The sequence below is a fragment of the Stieleria varia genome (genome assembly GCF_038443385.1).
Taxonomy (GTDB): Bacteria; Planctomycetota; Planctomycetia; order Pirellulales; family Pirellulaceae; genus Stieleria; species Stieleria varia.
On sequence record NZ_CP151726.1, the window covers coordinates 8,394,446 to 8,420,615 of the forward strand.

General features: G+C 55.9%; 17 protein-coding genes. 4 read left to right on the top strand and 13 right to left on the bottom strand.

Annotated elements, in window-relative coordinates:
- Nucleotides 1–74: 74 nt before the first annotated feature.
- Nucleotides 75–1,148 carry a c-type cytochrome domain-containing protein gene (locus Pla52nx_RS28390; RefSeq protein WP_231742137.1) on the bottom strand — a complete coding sequence of 358 codons (1,074 nt, stop codon included), beginning with the start codon at nucleotides 1,146–1,148 and terminating at the stop codon, nucleotides 75–77.
- 325 nt (nucleotides 1,149–1,473) lie between these two features.
- Nucleotides 1,474–2,070, bottom strand: coding sequence for a hypothetical protein (locus Pla52nx_RS28395; RefSeq protein ID WP_197454774.1), 597 nt, complete (start codon nucleotides 2,068–2,070; stop codon nucleotides 1,474–1,476).
- Nucleotides 2,071–2,403: 333 nt separating this feature from the next.
- Between Pla52nx_RS28395 and Pla52nx_RS28400 the strand changes: the two genes are divergently transcribed.
- Both Pla52nx_RS28400 and queC read left to right on the top strand, forming a co-directional pair.
- Nucleotides 2,404–3,369, top strand: coding sequence for a 3'-5' exoribonuclease YhaM family protein (locus tag Pla52nx_RS28400; RefSeq protein ID WP_197454775.1), 966 nt, complete (start codon nucleotides 2,404–2,406; stop codon nucleotides 3,367–3,369).
- The gene (gene queC, locus Pla52nx_RS28405; RefSeq protein WP_231742138.1) at nucleotides 3,362–4,087 is read left to right on the top strand and encodes a 7-cyano-7-deazaguanine synthase QueC; all 726 of its coding nucleotides are present in this window, start codon (nucleotides 3,362–3,364) and stop codon (nucleotides 4,085–4,087) included. The genes Pla52nx_RS28400 and queC overlap by 8 nt, the downstream gene beginning before the upstream one ends.
- A gap of 237 nt (nucleotides 4,088–4,324) precedes the next feature.
- Here queC and Pla52nx_RS28410 read toward each other — a convergent pair whose 3' ends face one another.
- From Pla52nx_RS28410 to Pla52nx_RS28450, 9 genes are all read right to left on the bottom strand, one after another.
- On the bottom strand, nucleotides 4,325–7,447 hold the full coding sequence (locus Pla52nx_RS28410) for a redoxin domain-containing protein (RefSeq protein WP_146521330.1): 3,123 nt from the start codon (nucleotides 7,445–7,447) through the stop codon (nucleotides 4,325–4,327).
- Nucleotides 7,444–8,577 carry a prenyltransferase/squalene oxidase repeat-containing protein gene (locus Pla52nx_RS28415; protein WP_231742139.1) on the bottom strand — a complete coding sequence of 378 codons (1,134 nt, stop codon included), beginning with the start codon at nucleotides 8,575–8,577 and terminating at the stop codon, nucleotides 7,444–7,446. Before Pla52nx_RS28415 ends, Pla52nx_RS28410 begins: the two co-directional genes overlap by 4 nt.
- Before the next feature lie 17 nt (nucleotides 8,578–8,594).
- A complete protein-coding gene (locus Pla52nx_RS28420; protein ID WP_146521331.1) occupies nucleotides 8,595–9,380 on the bottom strand; it encodes a hypothetical protein in 786 nt (261 codons plus the stop codon).
- Complete coding sequence (locus tag Pla52nx_RS28425; RefSeq protein WP_146521332.1) at nucleotides 9,377–10,234, bottom strand: hypothetical protein; 858 nt, start codon at nucleotides 10,232–10,234, stop codon at nucleotides 9,377–9,379. Before Pla52nx_RS28425 ends, Pla52nx_RS28420 begins: the two co-directional genes overlap by 4 nt.
- Nucleotides 10,231–13,548 (bottom strand): hypothetical protein, encoded by a 3,318-nt coding sequence (locus Pla52nx_RS28430; RefSeq protein WP_146521333.1) that lies wholly within the window; start codon nucleotides 13,546–13,548, stop codon nucleotides 10,231–10,233. Before Pla52nx_RS28430 ends, Pla52nx_RS28425 begins: the two co-directional genes overlap by 4 nt.
- A gap of 289 nt (nucleotides 13,549–13,837) precedes the next feature.
- The gene (locus Pla52nx_RS28435; RefSeq protein WP_146521334.1) at nucleotides 13,838–16,030 is read right to left on the bottom strand and encodes a hypothetical protein; all 2,193 of its coding nucleotides are present in this window, start codon (nucleotides 16,028–16,030) and stop codon (nucleotides 13,838–13,840) included.
- Nucleotides 16,027–18,192, bottom strand: a complete 2,166-nt coding sequence (locus Pla52nx_RS28440; protein ID WP_146521335.1) for a BatA domain-containing protein — start codon at nucleotides 18,190–18,192, stop codon at nucleotides 16,027–16,029. The genes Pla52nx_RS28435 and Pla52nx_RS28440 overlap by 4 nt, the downstream gene beginning before the upstream one ends.
- A complete protein-coding gene (locus Pla52nx_RS28445) occupies nucleotides 18,189–19,097 on the bottom strand; it encodes a DUF58 domain-containing protein (protein WP_146521336.1) in 909 nt (302 codons plus the stop codon). The genes Pla52nx_RS28440 and Pla52nx_RS28445 overlap by 4 nt, the downstream gene beginning before the upstream one ends.
- Before the next feature lie 165 nt (nucleotides 19,098–19,262).
- Nucleotides 19,263–20,282, bottom strand: coding sequence for an AAA family ATPase (locus Pla52nx_RS28450; protein ID WP_146521337.1), 1,020 nt, complete (start codon nucleotides 20,280–20,282; stop codon nucleotides 19,263–19,265).
- 374 nt (nucleotides 20,283–20,656) lie between these two features.
- Between Pla52nx_RS28450 and Pla52nx_RS28455 the strand changes: the two genes are divergently transcribed.
- Entirely contained in the window at nucleotides 20,657–22,897 is a 2,241-nt protein-coding gene (locus Pla52nx_RS28455) for a hypothetical protein (protein ID WP_146521338.1), read from the top strand.
- 428 nt (nucleotides 22,898–23,325) lie between these two features.
- Here the strand turns inward: Pla52nx_RS28455 and Pla52nx_RS28460 are convergent, their stop codons facing one another.
- Nucleotides 23,326–23,961: a PEP-CTERM sorting domain-containing protein gene (locus Pla52nx_RS28460; protein ID WP_146521339.1), complete on the bottom strand. Its 636-nt coding sequence runs from the start codon at nucleotides 23,959–23,961 to the stop codon at nucleotides 23,326–23,328.
- 275 nt (nucleotides 23,962–24,236) lie between these two features.
- Between Pla52nx_RS28460 and Pla52nx_RS28465 the strand changes: the two genes are divergently transcribed.
- The gene (locus Pla52nx_RS28465; protein ID WP_146521340.1) at nucleotides 24,237–25,253 is read left to right on the top strand and encodes a hypothetical protein; all 1,017 of its coding nucleotides are present in this window, start codon (nucleotides 24,237–24,239) and stop codon (nucleotides 25,251–25,253) included.
- A gap of 26 nt (nucleotides 25,254–25,279) precedes the next feature.
- Here the strand turns inward: Pla52nx_RS28465 and Pla52nx_RS28470 are convergent, their stop codons facing one another.
- Complete coding sequence (locus Pla52nx_RS28470; protein WP_146521341.1) at nucleotides 25,280–25,954, bottom strand: PEP-CTERM sorting domain-containing protein; 675 nt, start codon at nucleotides 25,952–25,954, stop codon at nucleotides 25,280–25,282.
- Between the last annotated feature and the right edge of the window lie 216 nt (nucleotides 25,955–26,170).

The following is a 26,170-nucleotide window of genomic DNA, read 5'->3' on the forward strand; positions in this document are numbered from 1 at the left end:
TCAGATCCAGGCGAAAAATATCACGTCAAACAAATCAGGCAAAAAAAACGAAAACGCATTCTTGTGGATGCAGTTTAGGCGTCGCCTGAGGGTACCGCATCGGGATCAACAGTGGTGTCCGCTTCGGTGGCGTCCGCTTCACTGGTGTCTGCTTCGGTGGGCGGGACCTTTTCTTCCGAAGAACCGCCGGTCAAGACGTTGAACGCGCGAGTGTAGAAATCCTTGCCGTAACTCAGCTCGCCACCTTGGTGCCCCACGGCACCGATCATACCGGCCAGCACGACCAATCCGATCTTCCAAACCCGAGTCAGACCATCGTTCTTTTTCTTCAGCGACATCAAGGCGATCACCGCAAAGACAGTCGCCAACACGGCAACGATCACGCCACTCCAGCGATGCCAGAAGACTTCACTGTCAAAGTCCACCTTGGTCCACGAACCGTAGCCCTGTTCGGTGGCGAACGACAGACCCATCAATGTTGCGCCGATTGCGGCCGGAGCCCCCAACAACAAACAGGCCAACGGTATCTGAGTGCCCAGCGTCGGCCACTTGAGCCCCACGATGACGAACAGACCGCCGAGGGACAGCAAAGCAATCGGGAAGTGGACCGCTGCGGGGTGAAAGTATCCCTGAAATCCCCAAAGCCGTCCGACCACCGACCTCGCAACTTCGGGCTTTGGCTCCACTACCGCCTCATGCCCCTCCACTCCCGGCTCTCCGACGATCACACCCTCCGGCCAATTCGCGCCTTCGGCGATCCACAGGTGAACCAAAGACAGCTCAGCAGCAGAAAGCGGTCCTCCCTTGGATGGCGGCGGCATCATCAAATCAGGATCATCCGTCGTCATGTATTCGACAAACATCGCGCTCGACTCCACGTCGCCTGGCTCGACATACGCCATGACCGTGTCCAGTTCATCGATGCGAAAATCGCTCTTGGCTTCTTTGGGGCCGTGACATTCAAGGCAATGTTTTTGAAATATCGGCACGATGTCACGCTCAAAGTTCACCATTCGTCCGTCCGGATCTCGCGGAGATCGGACTTCTTGGGCGGAAACGAGGGCAACGAAGGACAAGAACAGAGTCATCGCCATCACGGCGGGCAGGAGGACGCGATGGAAGGCCAGAAGGTGGGATCGTGTGTACATCGGTGGGCCAAGGGGGGGAGAGTGATTTGCTCAACACGCTTGCACCCATTGTCGGTGACATCCTCATTCGTTTCCAGTGCCGATGGATAGCGAACCGCCAGGAATGTACGTCAGCCTGGAAAGGCTGACGTACGCGCGGGCCCCCTCGCCCGGATGATTCATCAGCCGGCACGCGATAGCGTCCGGTTCCCGATTCCAGGCGTGAGAACCGGACGCTATCGCGTGCCGGCTGATAGGCGCAGCCTGTTTTCGTGCCAATCCGCGCAAGCCGTTTCATGCAAACGCATTGCGAAGACTGTAGTGAGCCAGCGCGAATGATCCGCGCCTAGTGGGTCGCTAGGCCGGCAAATGCGCCCGACATGCCCAGACTTTGGATCTCGTTGCGAACGTCGGCCTTGGTGGGCGATTCCAGCGTTTCAACGACTTCGTCGGCGAGCAGTTGAGCGAATGTGGCTTTGGATTGCTGCAGCAGCCGATTCACGGTTGAGGCATCGACTTGGATCAAGGCTGTCTTGTTGGCTTGCACAACCAACTCGTCGATATTCGCCTTGGGATTCTTAGTCGACGCCCACAGAATGGAATAAAGCGGCGTTTCTGGATCTTTGTGCTCCGCACGTTCCAGAGCACGCCACGAACGCTCCAACAAGCAATCTCGCCAATAACGAACCCAGTTGGGCGATTCCAATTTCAGTTCGTCCAGGGTCACGGCTGTTCGTTGCTGCTCGGGGATTTCCTTGAGCCGCGCCTTGGCCGATGAGCGAATGCCGCGAACCAGGAAATCCCTGAGTCGCCCTTTTCGGTGATCGCCAAAACCAGCGGCCACCAAATGTGCCAGCAGCAAACGGAGCGCCTCGTCGGCTTCCTTGGTCGAACCCATGACCTCCACCAATTGACGCCGCATCGGCGATAGATAGCGAAGCACGAACCCGGCTGCACTGTCCGCCTCAGTCCACGACTGTGACGAGCGCACCAGATTGATCGACGAAGGACTAGACCCGGCAGATGAGATCGAATTGGCCATAACGGGATTATAGCAAAACAAAGCGACAGTGCGACCCAGCGAGGGTGACCAGATCCACCTAAATCGTCCCAGCCGAGCCGCGAAATCGCTGTGCCCCTCCGCGTCGGCGCGCCGACACCCTCCGCGTCAAAGTTCAACCGATCGACAAAACCGGCCAAATCTCAAATGATGGTCTTCCTGGGACCCTCGAATCCCCTCGCCTTTACCGCTTCTCTCCCACCGAGATCTCCTATCGTGCCACGTACCCCGATCACCGAACTCACCGATGGACTTGCCGTCTCGCAATCCTTTCGCACCGCAGACAAACAGTTGCGAGTCAATCGACAAGGTGGCAAATACATTCTGTTGAAACTGGCCGATCGCTCTGGCACCTTGGTCGCCATGCTGTGGAACGCCGACGAGCGTGTCTTTGACAGTTTTGACCGTGGGGACTACGTCCACTGCGAAGGCCGAACACAGGTACATAACGGTGCCCTTCAAATCATTCTGACCAGCATCGAGCGGATGGACCCGTCCGAAATTGATACAGCAGACTTCGATCGTTTCGACGCCGACCAAGCAGATCAGTTGGATAAACGACTACGTGAGATCTTTGGGCAACTGAAAAACGTCCACTTGCGTCGGCTCGCTGACGTCTACTTGGCCGACGAAGTATTCATGACCGATCTGCGTTGCGCCGCCGCAGCGGTCACGAATCACCACGCCTACCCGGGCGGACTGCTTCGACACACCATCGACCTGATGGAGCTGTGTTTGTTGATTTCGCCCCAGTACCCTCAACTCGACGGCGAGCTATTGGTGTTCGGCGCCTTCCTACACGATTTGGGCAAGACGCTGGAACTGTCCTCGCGCGGCGAAATAAGCTACACCGACCGTGGACAGTTGGTCGGACACATCGTGATCGGCATCCAAATGCTGGGTGAGAAAATCACCGCTTGCGAAAAAAACCACGGCGAGTCCTTTCCAGAAGGCTTGCGGCGGCAACTGGAACATCTGATCGTCAGCCACCACGGTCAATTGGAGTTCGGCAGCCCCAAGCTACCGGTCACACTGGAAGCCGTCGCGTTGCACCACATCGACAACTTGGACGCCAAACTATCCTCCTACACCACCGTGATCGAGTCCGACGTTGCCGCCGATGGCAATTGGACCAACTACACGCCCTCGATTGGACGCAAACTTTGGAAGAAACGTGACTGAGACGAACTCAAACAACTCGCATCAGCCCGCAGTGGTCCTGCTGTCCGGGGGACTGGACAGCGTCACCTGCCTGGCCATCGCACAGTCGATGGGATTCCATGTCCATACGATCAGCTTTCGCTATGGCCAACGCCATCAATACGAACTGCAGCGCGCGGAGTATTTGGCAAAGTCCTACGCAGTGGCGTCGCATCGAGTCGTCGACATCAACTTGGCTCAGTTCGGCGGCTCGGCGCTGACCGATGACACCATCGCGGTTCCTAAATCAGAATCCGCCGATGACATGGGCAGCGACATCCCGGTGACCTATGTTCCGGCACGCAATACCGTGTTTCTGTCGTTGGCATTGGCATTGGCCGAGACGCTCAACGCCTCCGACATCTTCATCGGCGTCAATGCATTGGACTACAGCGGCTATCCGGACTGTCGTGGTGAGTACATCGCGGCGTTTGAGACGATGGCCAACTTGGCGACCAAGCGATGCACGGCAGGAGAACAACGCTTGACGATCCACACTCCCCTGATCGATTTGACCAAAGCTCAAATCATCGCCCGAGGAATGCAACTGGGCGTCGACTACTCCATCACTCTCTCTTGCTACGATCCCTTGCCTGGTGATCGCAACGACCTGCACGGCAAACCGTGCGGCCATTGCGACGCATGCCTGCTGAGAAACAAAGGATTCACCGAAAACGGGATGACAGATCCGTCGCTTTGAGGCGGATGATTCATCAGCCGCAGCGAGATAGAGAGCGTCCCGGTTCTCGAATATAGGTGTAAGAGCCGCACGCTATCGACGTGGAACGTCGAGCGAATGTCGCTCGATCTTCCAGATCGATAGCGTGCGCCGCCATACGTTCGACCAACACCCAAAAATTACGAACGTAGCAATGCGTGAACACGAAAAGCAGTGGCCGAGCGGATGATCCCGCACGCTATCGACGTTGAGCGACGATCACTGCGTCAGGGCGGCTCGAAGATCCTTGAGGAATTTGGAACCGCCGCCGACGAAGACGTGGGTGACGTTTCCTTCGGGGTCGATGATTACCGTTTGCGGAATGGCACGGGCATCGTAGAAACGCCCGGTCTCGCCATCGACATCCATCACGACCAACGCATTGGCCAACCCCATTCGCTCGACCGCCAGCTTGGCCCGCTCGACGGAATCCTGCAGATTGACGGCGACCAGCATCAGGTCCTCTCGCTCAAGTGATTCCACCAGCTTCTCGACTTCGGGCATCGTTTGAATGCACGGTCCACACCAACTGGCCCAGAAATCCAGGATCACCCATTTGCCTTGATGATCGGCCAAGTTGAATGGCTCGCCATCGATCGTGTTCAATCGGATGTCCGGCGCGGGCTTGCCCACCAACGGTCCTATTTTGCCAGCGTTGGCATCGCCTGCGCTGGTGTCTTCTTCGTAAATGCGAGGCAACTTGGCCAACGAAAGCTTCCAACTCTCGTCGCGACGTTCTTGCGCTCGCGAACCCACGTCACTGCCAAACATCAGGAGCGTCAAATCGGAAATCGCGACCGAGCATTCTCCCAACAGTTCACTTTCACCCGACAACGTTTCCGCATCACAAGCAGTGGGGCGAAACGTCACGCCACGTCCAGATGGCCGGATCGCGTGAACGAGCATTTCCGTCTCGGGCGGATCAGCCGCTGGTTGTTCAGGTGCGTCATCACCCTCCGCGGACCCATCACCCTCACCGGCATCTTTCTTGTCCAACCAAGGTCGCTCATGCAGCCAAATGATGCGTGATACGTTTTCAATGGGGATCGAACGCAGTTGCAAACGGACTTCGACGTTCACGTTTTTCTCATCCAACGAGACCAACCGACATCGCAGAAAGTCCCCGGTGGGTGAAACCAATAAGTGTGTCGGTGGGTCGTCTCGCATTTGACGAGGCACGGTCATCAACCGCTGCATCTTTTCTTCGTCCACCGGGGTGTTTTTGCTCGGCGGCGATAACAATACCGAATGAATCTTGTCATGGGGCACAAACGAAGTGGCCGTGGACTGACTGGCCAGTTTCATACCTTCGGCATCGATTCGCGTGACCGCACCACGAATCGAGTCGCCCGACATGAAAACCATCTCGGCCGTCTCTGGCAGCCCGTCCACATTGGGCTTGTGCGGCAAAACGGACGCCGGTGAAGGTCGAGACGCAGGAGCTCCGCCGAAAATGCCACCGAGCAATTGCCCAATCCCACCGCCCTGCCCTGCCCCATTGCCTGGGCCGGGGTTGGCAGCAACCGGAGCCTGGACACGTCGACCCGACGACGTGAACGCGATCTCACCTCTCGCATCGGATGTCAATGCAACGGCCGACTCACTCGCCCAGGGTCGCCAGACCAAGACCGTTGGTCCATCGACATCGCCCGCATCCACCAGAGAACCAGATAACTGCACGCCATCAGCGGTCAATTGCCCTCGCGTCGTCGGCACATCGGAATCTTCTTTCGCGGTGTAGCGATTTTCGGAACCAGTGATCGACACCACCCCGACCGCGTCATAAGAGAGACCAAGTGACTCGCTACCGCGAACACTTTGACATCGCATACGAAATCGCTGCTGATCATCGGCGGCGTCCATGAAACCGACCAATCGTGACCCACCGGCAAGTTGAACCTCGACCATTTGAGCGGCATCCCGCTGGGCAAAGTCTTCTCGCTCGGCTGCATCTTTTGCGGTTTCCAGTTCCGCCTCGGATTTCGTAGACGAATCTTTCTCTTTGTCAGTATTCTCTGACTCAGTGTTCTCTGACTCAGTATTCTCTGACTCAGTGTTCTCTGACTCAGTGTTCTCAGGATTCTCTTGCTCCGACTCATCAGTCTCCTCTGTCGCCGAATCCGACGCTGATTGGTCAGGCTGCGGTCGGGCGAGAATCGATCGTTGCAGTTTATCGATCGACAACGAATCTGATTCGCCATCGAGATGAACCAACGTCAATTCGCCCGAACTGGGGTCAAAACCGGTGATCGACCCTTGGATCATGGCACCATCGCGAGCCAGGACATAGCTTTCAGGAAAATCCATCGACTCGGGCAGATGACCATCCCACGCAAAGACATCGAACTGGTCCAGCGAAATCTGCTTTCCAAAGTTCTCCAGCAGGACGTAGGGATTCTCTGAACCGGGCGTGCCGGGCACGACGATCTTTTCCAACATGCGTCCTCGCTTGGAATAGATCGCAACCACGCCCTCCACCTGATCAATGTAAAAAGTCAACTCGAATCGATCGGCTGAATCCTCCAGCGGCAGCACTGCAATGTCAGCCAAGTTTCCGACTTCGCGGACGGTGGCCAAGTGCGCGTCCCACATTTCGATTCGCGTGCCATAATTGCGTCGATCCTGCGCTGCGGGCAAATTCACGCGGCGCACCACCCCATTTTCCACTTGCACGTTCTCACGATTCTTTGGCTTCTCGCAACCGATGGCCAAGACGAAGTCCGGGTTCTCGTTCCATGACATGGCGAGGGACAAACGAAACCGCACGGGCAACCCAACGTCACTTGCCAAACGTGCTCCCTTGACACTGGTCGTCAGCGATCCCGAGACGTAGTCCCAAGACTTATCGGTGGACAACACACTCCACTGATCGACTGACTTGGGACCGGCATAAAGACGTTGGCCGACAATCTCGTTGGACTCAATGCTTCTCAAGTCCTCGCGACGAATTTGAACCAATCCACAGTCCGGTGAATCGACACTGACCCACTGCTCACCCCACTGTTGCAGCGTTCCCGATATCCGCGTTCCAGATTCCAGCAAAAAGGAATGCCCTTTTTGCGGCGCCGGCGGCGCAGCGCTGCCGGAAACATTCCTCAATGCCTGGATATCGAATTCCAGCGGGCCGCTGAATTGTGGGTTGCTCCAGCGAATCCGATTGTCCGTCGGACTGGAAACCGGCTGCCCGAGAACGAACCCTCCGTCCTTGAGCGACAGACGCAGCGCACCATTGTCTGACGCAGCATCCTCCGCGGCGCGGCTGACGGCCGCAGGACAAAACAATGCCACACACAACGCCAAGCAAGTCCGTCGGAATATCAGAATGTTTTTCAATTGAATCATCGTTCGTAGATCGGCAAGAATCGGTAGTTGAGTGCCAACGCCAACAGTCCCATCGATGTGCTATTGGCGGGCCCCAAATCGCCTTGAAAACTGCCATCTTCTTTCTGGGCGGATTTTAGTTTTCGGACCAGCGAGCGATTCCATTTCTCCCACGCATCGATGTCGGCTTGGAACAACGCCTGAGCCTGGTAATAGCGGGAGTACTCGGGCCAAGAAGACGACTCGGACAAATTATTGATCAAATAACTCTTCGTGGCTTCGTACTGTTTCAAGTCTTTGCGGCCGGCGATGGAGTAGACCAAACAGGCGATGCTGCTGCGTGCAATCGATTCACCGAAACCACCCAAACCGCCTGAGTAGCCGACGATGCCATTGCCGCCGGTCATGCTGGTGAAGTACTTGATCGCGCGATCGACGTTTTCGTCCGGCACTTCGATCCCGGCGTTGCGTGCCGCCAACAAGCCCATCAGTACGGCACCGCTGACCGATGTGTCGGCGTCTCGAGTTCGAGGCGAATAACGCCATGCACCAAGAGGGTTGCTTTTCTGCGAAGTCAAGGCACAGCGAACGCCCAGCTCCAATGTCTCCGCGATGCTGCGATTGACGGCATCGGACGATCCAGCCCACAAATCGGTTTCATCCACCGCGCCATAAGCTTCACTGAGCGCCAACAATGCAAAGCCGTGGTGATACATGCTCGGTCCCATGTATCCCGTGCTATCGGATTGAGTTTTGATCAAATGCTGAACGGCTTTGCGGATCGGCGTCCGATAGGGACCAAAGTTCGGATCTTCGCCCGACGCTAACAACGCCAACAGACCCAATCCGGTCGTTCCCGCACCTCGCTCTCCGGATGATGCCCAAGTCCCATCGTCGGTCTGTGTCGAAACCAGATAGGCTAAACCTCGGTCATACATTTCACGCACGTCACGTGAGACGACATCACCCTGTGGAGCGACGAACTCTTGCGCCGTTGCGGAAGGCGTCGAAAAAATCAGCAGCAATACCGCGAAGCTGAACGCAACGATCAAAGACGTCTTGGGGTTCAAGCGGGAGTCCTTGGGGGGAAGGGAATTCTGGCGAATCCCATTACGGGTGTGGGGAGAGGGGGAGGTCGTCCAGTTGGTCATGTTGCAACTCTGTTTGTTCACGGCACCACCTGCCCCAACCAGCCTTCGTATCGTAGTCGGTATTGATCGATCACTTTCATTTGCGCCGGTGTGAGAAATTTCTTTAGTTGTTGATCATGCTTGGCCGAACCGGTCAAACGGATGTAGCCTGCGTAGCCATCCATCTGTTTGTTGAGCGTGGCTGGCAATTCCACTTTTTCCAATACCGCCAGCAATTGGTCGCGTTGCGATGAGGTCAGCGGCATCGAATTGCGTTCAATTTCGGCGATGTTCATCCGTGTGATGATATTCCAACGTCGAACCCTTTGTCGGACCAATTCGTCTTGATAAGCCGTCTGTTGATCCGGCGTCAGGACCGACTTGATGACCCGCTGGAACAACGACTGTTCACCGAAGATTCCCGCATTCATTCTTACTTGAATCGGCGACACGACCTGCCATGCTTCGTTGATATCGTTTGGTCCCAGCTTCATTTCATCCAACTGATGACGCACCTGATCGACTTCGCGAAAGAAGCGACGGATGTCCGATTCCGTGGCCGCCTGCAACTTGTCGGTCTGCTGCTCATCCAGCTCACCAATCTTGGCGACCAAATCGACTTGAATGCCCGACAGCATCCTCATCTGATTCTTCACATCGGTTTCCGAACGACCGTTAAAGGCAAACATCGCGATAAAATCGCGCTCGGCAGCCTGGCCGGCAAAGAAAACCTGCGCATCGGCATGACGCCAGCTTGTCAGGAACCAGCCGATCAACACCAGAAGGGCCAAGTTCGTAGCAGAACGAACAGAGCCGTACTTCATGGTTTGATCACGATCGGCGTTTCGCCGTTGTTAAAACTCTCGGATGAAAAAGAGACCTGTTGCAACCCGCCGTAGATTTTCAACTGTTCTTTATCCAGACCATCCAACAGGTGCGAGGGAATCGACGGCACATACTGGTTGCCAGAAAAATACGGCGACATCATCATGTCTCGATTTTTCAGCCACGGGATGAGTTTTGTTTTCAGTGGCTCGCGTTGCTCATCCCTGACATTGAGCTGTGTGCTCAGGCACTCGATCACCGCATCCGCAGTGGCTTCGTGCTGAAACCTTTCTGCAGCAAGTCGCTCGTCGTCCAACAGCTTTTCTTGCTCTTGGGTCAAGATACCTGTGATCGCCTCGTCGATCGTTGATCGCACAGCGGCTTCATCGACGAATGGCTGGCCACGCCCTCTGTTGATCGGACGGGGCTGTGCACCAAAAAAACGAGCAATCAAATTCGGCTGCACCACTCTGACTTCTTGTTCAGGACGCTCGACCGACTGCTTGATCTTTTCCTGCACCCACTTGTCGTCCAACTCATCGAGCTGTTTTTTCTGGACGTCATCCAGTTCACAAACTAACGACACCAACACTCGCTGGCGACGAACATAGGCCTTCAACTTGGACTCAACGGGATTGCCGTTGATGTCCAAGCCCATTTCCATATCCATGGCCATAGCCTCTTCAAATACGACGTCTACTTCGTCCATCTCGACGATGACATCTTCCTCGCCCACTTCAACCGCTTGCAACACCTCGCCATCATCGGCAAACACGGTCGCCGTACCGAAGCAAATGCAAACGGTGGCGAAGCAGAGAGCGCAGAAGACTCGGAGGGTTGAGGGGGAACTCATTTTTGACGTTCCAGTCGATTGAAATACTCATCGAGTCCGGCCCGGAATTCTTCCGGCAGTGCACGTCCTGTCTCGCCGGTTGCTTGCGTGACATCGGTCGCACGACGTTGTTCCTTTTCATTGACACCGGTGCCCAGCAAGGCCAACGCGGCATCTTGGGTGTCGCCCTGCCCTCCTCCGCCTGGACTGCTGCCTCCACCGCCGCCACCCTTGGGATTGATTCGTTTGCAACGCAGCAACAACTCGATCGCTTCGGTCTCCGCTGCGATCGCCGCGCTGCCGGTCTCGGCTGAAACCAAGATCTCTCGAGCTTCTACCATCACGCGACTGACGGCGGTCAACAAGTCGATTTCCTTGGCAAACTTCGCCGCCCCCTCGGGCAACTGCTCGATTCGCTCGATGACCTGATCGGTACGATCCCGCAACCCGTCTTGGGTTTCACTCAACCGGATCGCTTCGCTCTTGTGATCGTCCTTCTCCATCGCCTCGCGGGCCTGCTCGGTCACACGGGTTTCTTCACGCAAGTTGACTTCGCCCTCCAGGATTTGCAGTACCTCCAGAATCACCGATGGCGGCAGGGAGTCGGCTCCCTTGCATCCGGGGCACTGGCCACTGCAGGCCGGATCGACCAAGTCATCGGCCCAACGATCAAAACTGTCCGACCAAAACTCGGCTTGCGCGATCGACATGCCCTGCTCTTTAGGAATGTCTTCGCTCAAGGTCGTCAACGCGGTCAGCACTTCCGACTCGCGCATCTCGTCCAAGACCGCTTTGAACTGATTCATGCGTCGGCGTTCAAAGTAGCTTTGCATGTCGTCCATGATGTACGACACCGACTTGGTCGTGCCCAATTCGACTTCGGACAACTTGGCCAATAACTCTCGGTCGGTTTTCTCATCAGGTGATCGATCGCCAAACACCGCATCGATACGCTCACTGATGCGTTCGGCGATCTGATTCTGTTCACGCGACATCGCTTTGAGACGTTTGACCAATGTGCTGCCTTCCAAATTGGCCAACAGCGTGTTGAGTTCATCGGCGACTTTCTCAAACTCGGCGAGCAAGTCCTTTTGTTCCTTGATCGCTTCGTCCATCGGTTCTTCGGGCTTGTCTTCTTCCTTCTCGGCCGCCGGATCCGGCTTCTTTGGCGGACCTGCAATCGTGGTGACAGGCAGCGTCAAACGCGGATTCGATTCTTTCTTTTTCTTGTTGGGTTCTTCGCCTGCTGGGTCGGCGGGTTGCTGCGAGCTTTCTTGATCTACCAACGAAGGCACCGCAGGTTTCTCACCCTTCTTTTCTTCCTCCGGCTTGTCCTCACCGCCGGGAGCGCCCGCGGTGGCTCGATTTTTGCCGGCCTGTGGTCCCGACTTGCTGTCCTTGCGAGCGATCTTGTTTGCCGCGGACGCTTTGTCGAGCAACTCAGCAACCGAAGGCATCCGATTGGCTGAGATGTCTTCCAAGATCTGCAACATCTCGGCCCACTTCTCCAAGTGCCCCACGCCCAACTCGGGGTTCCGTGCGGCTTGTCGTAGTAGTTCTTTGCCTTGCCGAGACAGACTGGCCAACTGACGACCGTTGGAGGCTTCGCCGCGTGCCTGCTTGCGGATTTCGTCACGCATGGCATCGTCGGCCAGTTCCTCCGGTGACATCTCTCGGATTTGCTTGTTTCGTTCGTGCAGCCCCATCTCACGATCTCGCACGTCGAGCGCGGCGCGATGCCACTTGCTCATCTCGTTGGTCATCCAGATGGCGTGCTGCTCTGGCGTCAACACATAGAAAATGTGCGGCGACGAATACACGCGGTTTCGACCGGGCAAGTAATCCTCCACCCACAACCGAAGTTCGATCGGCTGGGGTTCAATTCCGAATGACTTCGCACTGAATGTGGCGGGCAACTGCAACGAGGATTGCTCGGGACCTCCCATGGCCAAAACCTTTTCGCCCTCGGCAGGTGTTTGCATCCGGTCGTCCAACCCACGCCACTCCAAGCCGACGCGTTTGATTCCAAAATCGTCCGCCGACATGGCTTGGAAATTCAACTGCTCGCTGTCCAATAGCACAGCTTGGCGGGGCAATTCCTGTGTGACCACGCTGGGTGCTTCATCGGGCGCGGACTTCAACGACAACTCAAAGGGCTGCTTGCCCTCCAGTCCGTCGCGGTCCCGCCAGGTCAACGCCAGTTGACCTGCCTCGCCATCGATAGAAACGTCAGCCGATGAAAAACTCGCGTTGATCACTGCAACCTGCTCTTCGTTGATCGCGGCAGCCTCCAAGTCGCGCGACGCGGTTGCGGTGACCTTGGCCTTGCTACCTTGAACGACACTCAAGGTGCCGCTGCGGACGTCACGTTCCATCGTTTCCTTGATTTGCAAGTACTCAGGTAACTGAACCATCGCGTTGGCAGCGACCAGTTCGGGTCGGAATTGGGGATCGAGTTGAACGGATTGATAGAAGTCACCGATTCGAACCATCATCTCCGACGGCGCGGTGCTGGCCGGCAATTGAAACTCGTAACGACCTGAGCTACCCGATGTGCGTGCAACAGCCTCGGTTGCATTCTCTGGCTTGACCAACGAGACGACTTGTTCTGGGTATCCCGGCACGGTCAACGTCGCCTGCTCTGGTTGCCATCGTGATTCCGGATCCAAGGCAACCGTCCAGCGGACGCTTTCGCCATGTGGCACGATCATTGATTCGGGCATCGGTTCAACGGCGGTGAACGTGTATCGCTCCGGCCCGTTAAAGGGAGACAGCAATCGCGACCATGCGTTGGAGACTGCTGGCGGCGACCAAATGAGCAAACCAAGCATCGCCAACAGGGCGGCGCCGACGAGCGAGCCTACCACGGGCAACCAGTGACGAGGTGCCGCATCGTTGAGATTGCGTTTTTGCGCCGCGCCCGCAACCTGCTCGATCGCAGCAGCACACAACGCGCGTGAACGCGATTGTTCGGTATCGCTCTCTGCCAACTCGATGACGCCCAACAGTTGATCACCAATGCTTGGCTCTCGTTGTCGCAGCAATCGGGCCAGTTGATCCAAACGTCGATTGCGATACACCCATCGATAGATGGCAATCGGTATGACCAGCATCGTGACCGTCATCGCGATCAGGATCACCGCGCGAACCAACGGTGAGGTGTCCACAAATCGATCGACGATGAACACCGACAATAAGGCAACCAATACGGCCAAGCATGCCAGGCCGACAGCCTCGACCACCTTGGTCGTCCACACCCGAGACCGAAAAGAGAGCAACTGGCGTTTGAGTGACGCCGGCAGGGTCAACAGCGAGGGAGTTTCGTTAGTGCTCATGGCTTCATTCAAGCTCGAGTGCTGGAACCGAGTGCAGGGACAGTCCAATCAGGGGTCGGGCCCGATCAGGGGTCTGGTTTGGACACCACCAGTTTATGCGTTTGGACGTCAATAAGTACAGCGAATTTGTCTGCCCGTGCAAAAAAGCCGGCTACTGCCAAAATCGCGAATTGAGCTTTGATACCAGCACGAAGCGCAAGCGAGTGATTCATGGCGTTTTATTCACTCGCTTGCGCTTCGTGCTGGTATTTGACTCGTTTCCAATCAATGTCAATTCACACTCATAGCACTAGATCACGCCGACCATCTTTCGTCCGACCCAAAAAAGCCCCAACATCGCGATCATCAGGGCCGCAACCAACGGATGGCTCCACAATTGGACCCGCCGGACTTGGGCGACCGGCGGCGGAATATCGGAAATCGCTTGGACGATTTTTCCGACATCGCCCGATTTCAGCACCTGTCCCCGCGTCACACGGGCTAGTTCCTCCAGCACCTCCGGCCGGGCAGGCTTACCCAGTCGCTCCAATGTGGCACCCTGAACATCGATGTTGGTTTGCAGGACGGCTTGCGTCTGAGCACACCTCAAGGTGACTTCGTGGCGCCCCGGCTCGCTGGGCGTGAACGCGCCGCCAAAGGCTCCCCACTGTTCACCGATTTTTTGCAAGCGAACCGTTTTGGCTTCGCCGCTGGGGGCGACGATCCGTGCGGTCACGTTTCCTTTGCTCAGTGGCTCACCGCTCTTTTCCATCGCATTGACGGACAATGCGATGGTCTGGCGTACCTTGGGCTGTTCGGGTGTATAAAAGAATCGCATCAACTCGCCCTTGGCCATGTTTCGACGATACGCCATCCAGCGAACGACTTGGCCCCAGAAACGATAGTGGTAGAGATCCTCCACGCCTCGCCGCCAACGCCACGCGCCGTCCGTTCCCATGAAGAGGACCTTTCCGGCACCGGATGTCTTGGTCACCAATAGCGGAATGCGACCGTACTCGTTGGACGCGTCTTGGTGCACGGCCAACACATCCGTGCCCGCCTTGGCTCGAATGATCGGTGCGTACCACTGAAACCCTGGCAGGCTTTCCCAAACCTGCATGTTTTCGTCCGAAGTGTCGGCCAGTTTGGTCAGCAGGCTTCGTCGGCCCAGTTCGGTCAATGCAAAGTGCCCCGGCGCCTGCGACCCCCAGCCCTCCGGCTGCCCCTCATCAAGAGTGACGGGAATCAACTCTGCCAATTCGGTTTCGGCGAGCGACAGTTGGTTGCCTTGCCAACCGGGCATGAAAACCAGACCACTGGCCTGCTGCTGTACTAAACCTTTTAGCAAAGCGCACTGCTCGGGCGTCAGTTGTCCATTGTCGATCCCGACGTCTCCGAGAAAGACGACGTCGTACAATGCCAAATCTTCCAGAGCTTCGGGAAAGGTCTTGATGTAGTCGCGATTTCCGCCGCCGACCTTGCTGAGTTTGGGATGAAACAACAGGCACGAGACTTCGACACCCGGATCGCGCGACAACGCATTCCTTAGGTATCGATACTCCCAACGCGGCAGGGATTCGACGACCAGCACCTTGAGCTTTTCTTCTTTGATGGTGATCGAAGCGGTTCGCGAATTGTTGTCCGTGATCTGTTCGTCACCGTGTTCAGGAACCGACAGCGTCAAGGCGAACTCGCCGACGTTTTCGGGCTTCCACAAAATGGCATCGGTGGTTCGCCCCATCGCACTGATCCGAACGTCGTGAGTGACTTTTTCACCATCCTGCGATGTCATCGTCACAACAACACTGTGATCGCGAGGCAGTGAGCTTTCAATCGTGAACGGAATGCGAACTGCTTTACCGACGACGCCTGAGGTGGGCAAGTCAAACGACAAGAGATCCACGTCGGGCAACCGTGATGCACTGCCGACACTGACACCAAAGATCGGCACTTGCGCCAAACGCAATCGGGTCGCAACATCGACGGGCGGCGGGCCGCTGTTCCAATCGCCATCGCTGGCCAACAGCACGCCGCGCAAATTCGCGTGTTCTCGACGAGCAGATTCCAAGGCACCGGCCAAGTCGGTTTCATCGCTCTGTTCACCTTCGGCAAACGGCTGAACGACGACATTGAATCGATCTTTGACGTCCGACCAAGTCGCCTCGTCCATCAAGCCATCGATCGCTTCGCTGCGTGTCGTCAACGCCCTTTCGCCGCCAGCGTCCAATCCAGCGTCACGCGTCATCATGCTCTTGGATCGATCACCCAAGACCACGATCGTCGGTTTTTCGGTGGGCAGAAATTGCTGCACGGTTTCGGGCTGATTGAGCAACAGGACTGCGGCCAACACCAACAACACGCGGAGCAACTCGAGCAAATTGATGCCGCGATGAAACCCGCTGCGTTGCCACGACCAATACGCCAACACCACGACCATCACCACGGCGATGATCGAAACGATCAGCGAAGCCACGTTGGGCTGCAAGGAAAAACTAGCGATCATGCGGCGCTCGTCTCCTTCGTCCGATCGCTACCGGCCGTCGTTCGATCCGCGGAACGACTATCTGATTTCTTGAACCCGCTGACGTCGGGACGCCCTACGATCGCCGCGGCGCTCGCCCGACGGCGGGGAATGCACAACAGGGCTTCCAACAACATTGCGGCGATCATCAGGATCAAAAAGAATCGCCAGATCTCTTGAACGATTCCCTCCAGTCCGCCAGCAGAATCATCCACTCGTGAATAATCCAAACCGGCAAATAAGTTGCTCAACTGCGAATCCGTCAACGTGTCGCGTTGGTCTTCGGGGACCGAACGATTGACTGCGACCAATGGCTGCTCTTTTTCTGTGGTCTCGTTGGTGGCTTGATACACGCCAGCTTGGTAGGTGTATTCACTCGACAACACACCGGTGGGACCTGCGATCTGTCGCCACTGAGCCATTTCTTCTGCCGCACTCCCCTGCCCTGCCCCGCTTGATTCGGAGGAGGCATCTTCGTCAACTGCGTCCTCACCAGTTGATCCAGCAACACGATTGCCAGTCTGCCCGATCGCATCCAAGCCCTGCCGGATCGCGCGTTGCACGGCGACGTACAGCACGATCCCGTTGCTGGCCAAAGTCGACTGGCCAGAGGCCGCGGTCGCGGTACAGAAATAAACGCCGCCACGCGCCGTCGGCACACGAACCAACAGCGGGTCGCCACCTGACAAAGTCGCCAACTGGGTGAATTCGCCGCCAAGTTTGGCATGTTCGTTGATTTCCAATTGACCGACCGGCAAACCGACTCCGCTGCCGGTAGCCGCCAACAAGTCCTGATCGCCACGCCAATTCTCCACCAACGCTTTCTCATCACCGACCCAGCTTTGCCAAGACACTCCGAGAAACTCGCCCTCGACATCCAAACCGCCACTGAGGCTACTGGGCGGAAAAAACAGGACTTGCCCACCGCCATCGACATAACGTTTGACCGCCGGCGAAATCTCGTCGTCGGGTAACGCGGCTTGCCAAATCAAAACCGCAGCGTCATCCAACACCAACGAATCCAAAGTTTCTGGTGCCATGACTTCCACGGTCGATTCGCTCTTGCCGTCCGGCGAAATCGCAGCGGCAATCTCGATCGCCGCCGATGCTTCGCGATCATCGGTGACCAACACGACTCGTCGCGCCGGCGGATCGGCGAATACAAAGTACGCTTCATTGTCCGCCGCATTGGAATCCGCAGGAATGGAAACTTTTCCCCAGCCTCGATCGACACTGCCGGCCAACGGAACACGGTAGTCACGCACGGTGACTTGATTGCCCGTCATCTCGACATTCAATTCCGTGGTCGCACCATCGATCTCGATCCGCACCGGCATCATCCCACCGCTTGCGACCGTCCCCGATTGGCTGACCTGCATCGACAACAGCACCGCGTTGCCCTCGGCTTGTGTGCGACGTGCACCCAAAACCCGAATGGATGCATCGCTGTCGGCGGACTCTGGATAAGCAACGAGATGAAATCGAACCGTCTGCGGCATTTTGGCGAACGCCTCTCGAACGGCCTTCCAACGCCCTGAATCAGGTTGCCAGTCCGCGGAACGCAAATCGCTGCACAACCAGACTTCGCTGGCACCAGGCTGGTTGTTGTTCAAATAGTCCACGGTCGCTTGCAGCATCCCTGGGATGTCGGCTGCCGCGCTGGTTCCATCCGTCGATGGAGCATCAATCATGGCTTCCAACGACTCGAACGACTGCGGCTGCATCGTCGCGCTGTCGATCAACACCCAGTGGGTGGAGCCGAGGGTCTTCAGTGCATCAGCGATCTGGCGACGCCCGGTCTCCAACTTGGACTGCCCTCCCCTGCCCGCTTGTTGCATGCTGGGAGATCGATCCAACAACAAGATCGTCGTGTCTGGGCGTCCACCCGCTGACCAACCCAACAGTCCGCTGGCGAGCGGTCGGGCGATGGCAAAGATCAATCCTGCAATGACCAACATCCGTGCCGCCATGATCAACCACTGACGCAGCTTGGCATAGCCGCGAGCCATCTTGTTGGCCTTCAGCAGGAACATCATTGCGCCCCACTGCTTGGTCTGATATCGCCATTGGTTGATGAGGTGAATGATCACCGGCAACAACACCAGGGGCAACGCGGCCAACATACCGATCTGCAAAAAGCTCATCGTTTCCCCCGATGAAAAGCGCGATCGACAAGGAAATCCGTCAGCACTTTTTCGTACGGTTGATCGATGATCACGCGACGGTAGTCCACAGCGGTCTCCAACGAGACCTTTTTGACCGCGGTCAAGTATTCCGACAACGCGTCATGATAGCGATCGGCGATCTCGGTCGGTTCGGCAAAGATCGCCGTTCCGCCCTCCATGTCCAAGAATCGTGTGGGTCGGTGGAAATCGAATCCGATCTCTTCTGGATCGAGCAAATGAAACACCGAAACATCGTGCTTGCGAAATCTCAAATGCTCAAAGCAATCTCGCATCGCGTCGGGCTCGATGAACATGTCCGATAGCACGATGATCAAAGCACGCTGACGCACCGTCTCGGCCAACTCATGCAACACCGTTTCCAAACCGGTCTCGCCCTGAGGCACCGCACCGGACAAGGTATCCATCAAGGTCTTGACGTGCGAAGCACTTCGCCGCGGCGGAATCTCTTGATGAATCCCGTCGGCCACGCACGCAAGTCCGACCGCGTCGCCTTGTTGGATCGCTAGATAACTCAACGTCGCCGCAACGCTGCGGGCGTAGTTCAGTTTGGTGGTTCCCACGCTGCCGAAATCCATCGAGCCGCTGGTGTCGACAACCAGAACCATTCGCAGATTGGTGTCCGCCTCGAACTCTTTGACATAAAAACGATCGCATCGCCCATAGGCTCGCCAGTCCAAACGACGCAGATCGTCGCCGGGCACGTACTTGCGATACTCGGCAAACTCCACACTTGCGCCACGGTGTGGGCTGGCATGTTTTCCCGAAACGCTGCCCAACATCGGTCGACGCGCCGTCAGCGGCAACGCGCTCAGTCGCGCGACCACTTGCGGATCAAAAAAACTACGTGTGTTGGGTTCAGACATACGTGGGAAATGGTAGGTGTGAGCATCCGTGCAGCTTTCAGCGGCCAAGCATGTACGTCAGCCTTTCTAGCCTGACATACTTACCAAGTCAGCCTAGAAAGGCTGACGTACTTTCCAGCCTGACATTCTCACCGCAAGTCAGCCTGGAAAGGCTGACGTACATATCTAGGCAGGCGTTTCTTCGACTAAGCGTTTGACAATGTCTTTGGCGCTGACCCGTTCGGCTTGCGCAGCGAAGGTCGTGATCAACCGGTGTGTCAGAACGGCGGGTGCGACGTACTGGATGTCTTCCAAGCGAACCATGTAGCTACCCTCCAACGCCGCCCGGCTCTTGGCTCCCAGGATCAAGTTCTGCACAGCACGAGGCCCAGCCCCCCAACCGACCAAAGGTGTCAGCCAGTCTGGTGCGGTGGTCCCTTGCGGTCGTGTCCGACGCACCAACTGCGCGGCATACGTATAGATGTGATCGGGAACAGGAACACGACGAACGAGCGCTTGATGCGAGATGATTTCTTCGGCTGACATCAAGGAATCCAACGTGGGCAGATCGCCACCGGTGGTCGTCCGCGCGATCTGGATCTCCTCTTCCTCACTCGGATAATCCAGCTCGATCAACGACATAAAACGGTCCAACTGAGCTTCGGGCAGCGGATACGTGCCTTCTTGCTCGACCGGATTCTGTGTCGCCAACACCATGAACGGTGCTTCGAGGTGAAACTCCTTGCCCAACACCGTGACGTTCTGCTCCTGCATCGCTTCCAACAGCGCTGCCTGCGTCTTGGGTGGGGCGCGGTTGATTTCGTCGGCCAAGACGATGTTGGCAAAGATCGGGCCTTTGACAAACTGAAACTCACGGCGTCCATCCGCCGTGTCTTGCAAAATGTCGGTCCCAGTGATGTCCATCGGCATCAGGTCGGGCGTGAACTGAATCCGGTGAAACTTCAATGACAATGTCTCGGCCAACTTGCTGACCAGCAGCGTCTTGGCCAAACCGGGCACACCCATCAACAAAGCATGGCGTCGGGCGAACAGGCAAATGGAGAGTTGTTCGATGGTCGTCGCTTGGCCAACGATGACTCGCCCCAGTTCATTCCTCAACCGTTGATAAGCGTCTCTCAAGCGATCGATCGCTTGGACATCGTCATCGCTCAGTTTTTCTACTTCACTGTTGATCGCTTGGCTCATCCAACACTCTCACGGGTGGCGTTCACGTTGAAACTCAAATTTGGTCGGGCCAGTATACTCGGCCCCGCCAGTACCGGTGGCAACAACCCGATGGCATTCTGGCAAGATCGCGAACGAATTTCCGATAAAAACCGATGGAAAACCAACCTTCAACCAATACGGGCTGGAAAGTGGACAGCTGGGGTCGCGAAAACTCCCCAAAAAAGCAGAACTGCGATTCGAACCTCGCACGGCGGGCGGTTTTGCTGCATCACCTGCCTCCGACTCTTGCCTCGGCCATTCTTGTTGAAATAACTGCCATGCCCTTTCCTTTCGTGACGTGCAAGACTGTTTCGCTTGCAGTCACCCGTTTCCCTCCAACGCGAATCAACCTGATGCGATTACTGATCACCGCTGGCATGTTTTGTTGCCTGATACCCATCAGTGAAATTTCGCTGGCCCAGACTCCCAACGCCGGCATCGCAACTGACCCGCCATCTCTCCAACGCATGCCGGCAGACATCTCGTTTTACTTCGGCATCCACCGCGGCGGAGAACTGTTCTCAATGTTGGGCGGCAGGGAACTCGCCGACAAACTGGCAACCCTGGAAACGGATTCAGCGGCCACTCAAACAGACTTGGAGGATCAACCCGTCGCGGTTGATCTTGGAATCATTGGATTGGAACTGTCGGACATCGCCAGTAACGCCGACCAAATCAAACAAATGCAGAATTCCAAACCAGGGCTTGTTTTTAACCAGCTCTTTCAAACAGATGCCTATCTATGCGGCGATGAAAGCTGGACATCGACTTGGCATGCGGTCTCAATCGCAATCGCGGACGCAAAGAACAACTTGACCGACGAAGCAACGGCTCGAAGCGATGAGGAGAAAGCCGAATCCCTACACCAGCACCTGAAAGACATCCGGGTGCCCAACACACTCGCCGGCTTTCACTTGAGCGATCCAACCCTCGCAAGGGAACTGCTCGCCGAATGGCAAGCCAGCTTGACCGAAGAAGAGATCCCTTGGGAAATCGGCGAGCACCGAATCGATCACGAATCGCTGACAACCTTGTCGGTCAAACTGGAAACCTGGTTCGACTCGCTCGTCGAAGATGTCAACGTGAATGAGTCCGACCTGCTGTTTCAACAAGCCGTTCGCAGATCGCTAAGAGATCGTTCCCTTCACGTCTCCATTGGAATCATTCGAAATCAGTTGATCGTCTTTGTCGGCGAAGACTTGACGGCGATCGACAAGCTAACCGCGGTGCCTGATGAAAATGACGAGCGATTGGTGGACACGCCAGAATTTGCCGCCGCAATGCCACCGGCCGGTCAATCGCATTTCGCAACTGCGTACATTTCCGATTCGTTCGCAAAATCAGGCGTGGTGCCGGATGAGTCCGGCTGGATGACCAATTGGGTCGATACCATTTCTCTCATCGCCCGTTCGGCCAAAGTCGACGGAGTGCCGATGGGCGACATGGGCATGCTGATGGGTGTCCCTATACTGAGCAGCTCAGATTTTAGCGGCCGAATGAAAAGCCTCGCGCAGCGCTGGGATGCTTTAGCGTTGCCACCGGCCGGCTGGGCGATGACGGTCGGCTGCGATGCCACAGGAATCAGCAGTCATAGCGTTTGGATGAGCGTTGACCCACGGCTGCCTGACACACCACTGAATGTCGATCGCTACGCGGGTGGTGACACCGTCGCAATCTATGCTCGCCAAGGAACCACGACCGCCACTCGCTGCTTGCTCGGATTTGAACTCGTTACCAATACCTACTTGGGATTCATGGAAACCATGTTTGCGATGATGGGCGACGAAGGCCTTCCCACAGAATCGCAGCGATACTTGGCTCGACTGCAACAGATGCCGATGCGACTGAGCACAATCGTGGAGGACAAATGGTTTCCCGCACTGGGCGACGGAGGTCAGGCATTGGTCGCGACCTTCCATCACGCTGCCCCGGGCATCCCCAAAAAGTCGCCGATCGAATTTACCCTGCTGAGTCGCGTCGCCCATCGTGACGACTTGATCGTCGCCGGTGGAATGCTGCGCACCTGGGCGAACTCTTATGTCAATCAATACTTTGAGATGGCGAAGACACTCGACGACGATGATGAGATTCCTTTACCACCACAGATCGATCCGCCCACCATCCTGGATGATGGTGACTCCGACATCTACACCATCGCCACCCCGGACCTCTCTGCGTTCGAAGTCGAAACCGTTGAGCTGGATGATGACGCTATTGCAGAAGAAGAAACGCCGGAAGAAACCAGCCAAACCGATTTTCACTGGCGACTGAGTGATGACATCCTCGCCATAGGCAGCCAGCGTGACGTGACCAAAGCAATGCTTGTCCCAAACGATGATTCCGTTGTTTGGCGGGACAGCGAGGAAACAGGCCTGTTGCGATCGGTTCTTTGGATCGACTTCGATCTGCTCACCGACCGCCTTTCACAGATCGCCAACGCCAACGAGATGGAGCAAGAAGAGCGTGAAGAGTTTCAAGCGTTCATTGATGCCTTGAGAAAAGTCCACTCGTTCCACCGAGTCACCCACACTCGCGACGGCATGACGGTGACCCAAACCAAACTCGCGATGCCACTGGGCAGCAGCGATCCGTAGAGCCAACTTTCAATCCTGAGTGGGATGTGCCGGGGGTGAGGTTGTCTTTCGGTCATGCCTCTCATCTCTAAGGATTCATGCGTGATGAGTGTATTCATAACACCTGATCGACCCGCAGCAGCCTTCGAAAATCAAAGAGACGGGAATCATTCGATCAAGAGAAACTTGATCGCTGGACAAGCCGGATCGTTGCCCCCTCTCCCCCAATCCCTGACTCGCTGGAAGCTCGCCAGGAATCGGGGGAGAGGGGAGCCATTGAGAATAGTACTGATCAAACTTGGCTCCCCTCTCCCCCATGATTTTCGCGGAGCAGACTCCTCCATCACCCATGACTCAGTCGCGAAAATCTTGGGGGAGAGGGGCCGGGGGTGAGGGGCTGCGATGCTGCAGTTTAACCGTGTGGCACTTCGAGTTTTCTGCTGCTAACCCTAAACGCGTCGTCGACGAAGCAAAACCATCCCGCTTAGCAAGATCAAAGCAAAGCTGCTCGGCTCGGGAACAGCAGCAGTACCGGTGAAACTCGCGAAAACATCATCGATGCGAAAACTTGTTCCGCTGCCCGACGTCGCCGTGCCTCCCAAAACGAAAACGTTATTGGGCAAAGGAGTCACAAAGGTCGGATCATTGCCAACCGACGTGATCAAGTCCGCGGGATTGATCCCCGTTGTCGAAGCCCCCACCACATCCGCGCCGTCGACATACTCACTGAAGTCCAGACCAGAGAAACCATTGAACACCACGGTGCCACCCGTCACGTTCGAAGTTGACACCGTGAACTGCAACCATTCGTTCGTGTCGATTCCCACCGTGAGTCCGCCAGCCACTGCAAGCCCCGTTCCACCGCTACCCCCGTTCAATGTCGCTGATCCCGTCACGGAGATGTTCAAATCGAAAGTCACTCCGTCGGAGATGAGACCGTTCAAGTTGTTGGTGAACGAGTCACCTGCCACCAAACCACTTTGCGTTCCGTCCAACGCAATGTGCACAATGCCACCGTGGACTCGTTGCGAGTGGACAAACAACAAACAAACCAAAACGACAGAGCAGACGCGATGACCAGACATGATGGCGAGACTGAATGAGTGACGAGAGGAGAAAAAGAGCCCGTCAATATAACCACTAGAGTCAGCACAACCAACAAAAACGCCCCCCTTCGCCAAGGCCTCTCAACACCACCACCATCATTAGCCAAACAGCGTCCCCACCCCATGCTTGGCGTGCACCCACATCCAACTATGCCAACGGACGCGTTAGAGTGTTGCCGACCCACCGTTCACAACCAAGCGAGGGATACCACTTCGCTGACTGATCTAGAATCCGTTTCCCGGAATACTCCAACATGACACTTCGGCTCGACGTTGGCTTTCTCGTTCTTGGCGGAGTTGCCACGACTTTGCTGAGGGTGAGTCAGCGAACCGGTTGGCCGGAAACGATCTGTGAAGCTTCGGCATGGAGCGTCGCTGCCATCGGAGTTTTCTTTGCCGGCGACATGCGTGCCCGGTTCGAGTTGATGCTGGAGCGAATGTTTCATCGTGACGCGATTCGTTTTCCAGAGAGCAAACGCGAATCTCATCAAACACAGCTGCGACGTGGGATCCAATCATTGGCCGATCGCGGCGGGATCATCGGCGCATTGGCGTTGCCCGGTGTGTTATTGATCGCCTACTTGTCGTTGTTTTCACTTCAGCAAGATTTACTTGTTGGCATCACCTGGCTTCTTGAAATCATCGCCGCTGCGATGGTCGGCAATCACGTCGGACGCGGCGTCGTCTACGGACTCTTGGGTAACATCCTGAAACTGCATGGTGCATCCGTCATCGTCAAAGCATCCCATCCCGATGGTGCCGCTGGATTGAAACCGGCTGGCGAGTTCTACAGCTTCCAGGCGTGCTTGCTGATGATCCCGACAGCATTCTTCGCCATCTGGTGGCTCATCATTCGACTGTGGATCGACACACCGCCTTTGGTGGATTGGCAGAACTGGTATTTGGTGTTCTTTGCCATCGCGATCGCCTGCGAACTGATCGCGTTTGCCTATCCCCTGCTCTTCTTTCACCAGCAGATGAAGTCTCGCAAACGAGAACTTCTCAGCTCAGCCGACGAGATTGGTGATCGCATCGTTGCGATCAAGACACAATTGAGATCCGAATCGGCAACCAATCGAATCAAAATCATGGAGGATGAACTTGCCGGACTCAGCGAACAGTACAACAGCATCGAAGAACTCCCGACGTGGCCGTTTGATCAAAGCCTGCGTCGTCGTCTGGCGATCAGCAACGTCACCCTGGTCGTCCCGGTGATCGTGGGCAATCTCGACAAAGTCAAAGAAGCGTTGAAGAGTTTGTTTTCGGGATGACTAACGGAAGCAACTGAACTCAAGTTTCAGTTCTTACGCCGACGCATCATACAAGTGCAACCGATCAGCCCAATCGCCACCGCCAAGCTGCTTGGCTCAGGGACAGTCGAGCTAATCGGGTTACCGAAAATCTGTACGTTCGCTACTGACAAAGTCTCGGGGTTGGCGTTGATACGAAGAATGAAGGTCATAGATGTAATCGAGCTATTATCTACACTTGAGTCGAAAGTGAAATCCGCGTCAAAATTGACGTTGGGAAACGTCGTTGGTCCATTCTCAAAATCAGTTTCTATCGTTGTTCCGGTAAGATCATTCAGCGAGTTCCCGTTGATTTCGACTCCAGAACCAAAGATTCGAAATCCGTCTGAAGAATTAATTGGGTTTGCAAAGTTCGCGTCCCATTCGAGCCCCTCCGCGGCACCATCAAATCCAACGGTAATATCCTGAAAACCCAGGGTCGAGATTGAACCCGTCAACTCTACAAGAATTTGAGCGGCTCCACTTCCAGAACTCTTGTCAGCCATGATTGTGGTTGCTGTTGCAGTCGATAAATTATTAGCGTCACCGGATCCCGACAACGTTGTCGTCCAATTCGTGTCGGTGAAGTCCAGAGTGGTAAGCAGCGCTGCATTTGCCTCCGCCGACAAAGAGAAAATGGCGACAGCAAACAAGGCATGAAGCGGGAATTTATGTTTGAACATCTGTATAACCCTGAACATATCCGCGTAAAGCACATTTCTTACCAAGATGCTACACCACCTCGCATTTGCCCCAACCATCAAACCATCTTTGGTAACCCAATTTTCACATTTCACGAAAACAAAACGCGAAACACAAGCATGCACCGCGATAATGGGAGATGGCCCACCCTTAAGCAATGGCTACTGGCATCAGCGCCAAGTCATCTTATCAGCTGT